Genomic DNA, 2,814 nt, shown 5'->3' on the forward strand with positions numbered 1-2,814 from the left:
GAGCTGGGGTTCTGTTCTTTGTACTCGCCAGAATCAGAAGGCGGTATGGGCTTATCTCGGTTAGATTCTTCGATTATTTTTGAAGAATTAGCCCATGGTTGTACAGCCACCACAGCAATGCTAACAATTCATAATATGGCCACTTGGATGGTGACTACGTGGGGCACTGAAACCTTACGTAAGCAGTGGTCAGAAGGCTTAACCACAGGGCAGTTATTAGCCTCTTACTGTTTAACAGAACCTGGTGCTGGCAGTGATGCAGCTTCATTGCAAACCAAAGCTGTGCGTGATGGTGATGATTACTTGATCACCGGTTCAAAAATGTTTATCTCTGGTGCGGGTGAAACCGAGCTTTTAGTGGTGATGTGCCGCACAGGTGAAGCAGGCCCTAAAGGGATTTCAGCGATTGCCGTACCTGCCGATGCGGCCGGTGTTACTTACGGAAAAGCTGAAGATAAAATGGGTTGGAACGCACAGCCAACAAGATTAATTAGTTTTGAAAACGTGCGCGTGCCTGCCGCTAACTTACTTGGCGAAGAAGGCCAAGGTTTTACCTTTGCGATGAAAGGCCTAGACGGCGGACGTATTAATATTGCTACCTGTTCAATAGGTACAGCGCAAGCTGCACTAACTCGTGCAACTGAATACATGAATGAGCGTAAGCAATTTGGTAAACCGCTAGCGGCATTCCAAGCATTGCAGTTCAAACTGGCTGATATGGCAACAGAATTGGTTGCTGCTCGTCAAATGGTACGTTTAGCGGCGTTTAAATTAGACACTCAAGACCCAGAAGCCAGCGCTTATTGTGCCATGGCGAAACGTTTTGCGACCGATGTAGGTTTCCAAGTGTGTGACGGTGCACTGCAAATTCACGGTGGTTACGGTTATATCCGTGAATATCCGCTAGAACGCCATTTCAGAGATGTGCGCGTGCACCAGATTTTAGAAGGCACTAATGAAATTATGCGCCTGATTATTGCTCGTCGTTTGCTCGCTAGCGATGCTCATCCAATCCTGTAATTAGCTGATCCACTCGTGACTCACTAGCTCTAGCATAAGGACATAGCATTATGACTGCACACCCTGCGATTCTTAAACATATAGTCGGCCACACGGCCATTTTGACCTTGAACAATCCGCCAGCCAACACCTGGACAGCAGACAGCTTGCAAGCACTGAAACACACAGTACTTGAACTGAATCAAAACAAGGACGTTTATGCCCTTGTGATTACCGGTCAAGGTGACAAGTTTTTCTCAGCAGGCGCTGATTTGAATTTGTTTGCCGACGGCGATAAACAAAATGCAGCCTCCATGGCAAAACATTTCGGTGAAGCGTTTGAAGCATTAAGTGCATTTAGAGGTGTTTCGATTGCGGCCATTAATGGTTATGCCATGGGTGGCGGGTTAGAAGTGGCATTAGCCTGCGATCTACGTATTGCAGAAGCGCAAGCCCAAATGGCATTGCCAGAGGCCTCAGTGGGGTTACTACCTTGTGCTGGTGGCACCCAAAACCTAACGGCTTTAGTGGGGGAAGGTTGGGCAAAACGGATGATTTTATGTGGCGAACGTATTGATGCCGCCAAAGCGGAGAAAATAGGCCTTGTTGAAGAAGTAGTAGGACAAGGTCAAGTCTTAGATGCTGCAGTGGCATTAGCCGCTAAAGTGGCTAAGCAATCACCTAGCAGTGTCAGCGTATGTAAAACCCTTATTCAAGCCGGACGAACTATGCCTCGGGCTCAAGCATTGCCGTTTGAGCGCGAAATGTTTGTGGACTTATTTGATACCGAAGATCAGGCTGAAGGTGTGAATGCCTTTTTACAAAAACGCACTCCAAACTGGAAGAACTGCTAATGACTCAAGATGTAATATTTCAAACCCTAGGCACGTTATCAGGTCAATCTATTGGCATGGTAACTCTGAATATTGAAAAAGCACTAAATGCATTAACCCTCGAGATGGTTGCAGCAATGCAGGCACAACTCACCAAGTGGCAACAAGACGACAGCATTGCGTGTGTTGTGTTAGATGGCGCCGGCGAAAAAGCCTTTTGTGCTGGCGGCGATGTGCGCGCTATTTACCATGCATCTGTCGCCAACCCAAACAACATCACCACAGAAGCGTGTGAGTTTTTTACCCAAGAATACCAACTTGATTATTTACTGCATCAATTCGGCAAACCCGTTTTAGTATGGGGTGATGGTATTGTTATGGGCGGTGGACTTGGGTTAATGGCGGGCGGCAGTCATCGTGTTGTTACGGAGCGAAGCCGTATTGCAATGCCAGAGGTGACCATTGGTTTATATCCAGACGTTGGCGGCAGCTACTTTTTAAACCGTATGCCAGGTAAGACAGGATTGTTTTTAGGCTTAACCGCTTACAACATGAACTGTGCAGATGCGCTGTATGTTGGTTTAGGAAATCACATTCTTAATAGCGATGAAAAAGAGCCACTATTCAATGCCATGGCTGAACTCGCTTGGAGTCAAAATAGTGAGCAAAATCATCAACTGCTAAGCGGATTGTTGACCAATATGAGTCAGCCGCATTTAGCGACATTATCTGTTAGCCCACTGCAACAATTCCAAGCACAAATCGATTTGTTGATGGCGGGTGACATCCTTGATGTGCATCATCAATTATCGACATTAAACACTGATCTGGATTGGCTAAAACGAGCACAAAAAACCGCCTTAGCAGGTAGCCCAATAAGCTGGCATTTAATTTTTGCTCAGGCAGCACTTGGCACCGAAATGAGTTTGGCCGACTGCTTTAAGTGGGAGTTAGGTGTGAGCGTCAATTGCTGCTCTATGGG

The 2,814-nt window shown here is 46.6% G+C and carries 3 protein-coding genes; all 3 read left to right on the top strand.

Annotated elements, in window-relative coordinates; translation table 11 throughout:
• On the top strand, positions 1-1,020 hold a 1,020-nt coding region (locus CXF78_RS19200; RefSeq protein ID WP_102037658.1), incomplete at its 5' end, for an acyl-CoA dehydrogenase family protein.
• Positions 1,021-1,070: 50 nt separating this feature from the next.
• Positions 1,071-1,853: an enoyl-CoA hydratase gene (locus CXF78_RS19205; RefSeq protein WP_102037659.1), complete on the top strand. Its 783-nt coding sequence runs from the start codon at positions 1,071-1,073 to the stop codon at positions 1,851-1,853.
• The coding region (locus CXF78_RS19210; protein ID WP_102037660.1) for an enoyl-CoA hydratase/isomerase family protein at positions 1,853-2,814 on the top strand (962 nt) is incomplete at its 3' end. The genes CXF78_RS19205 and CXF78_RS19210, both read left to right, overlap by 1 nt.

The organism is Shewanella sp. 11B5 (genome assembly GCF_002836795.1).
GTDB lineage: Bacteria > Pseudomonadota > Gammaproteobacteria > Enterobacterales > Shewanellaceae > Shewanella > Shewanella frigidimarina.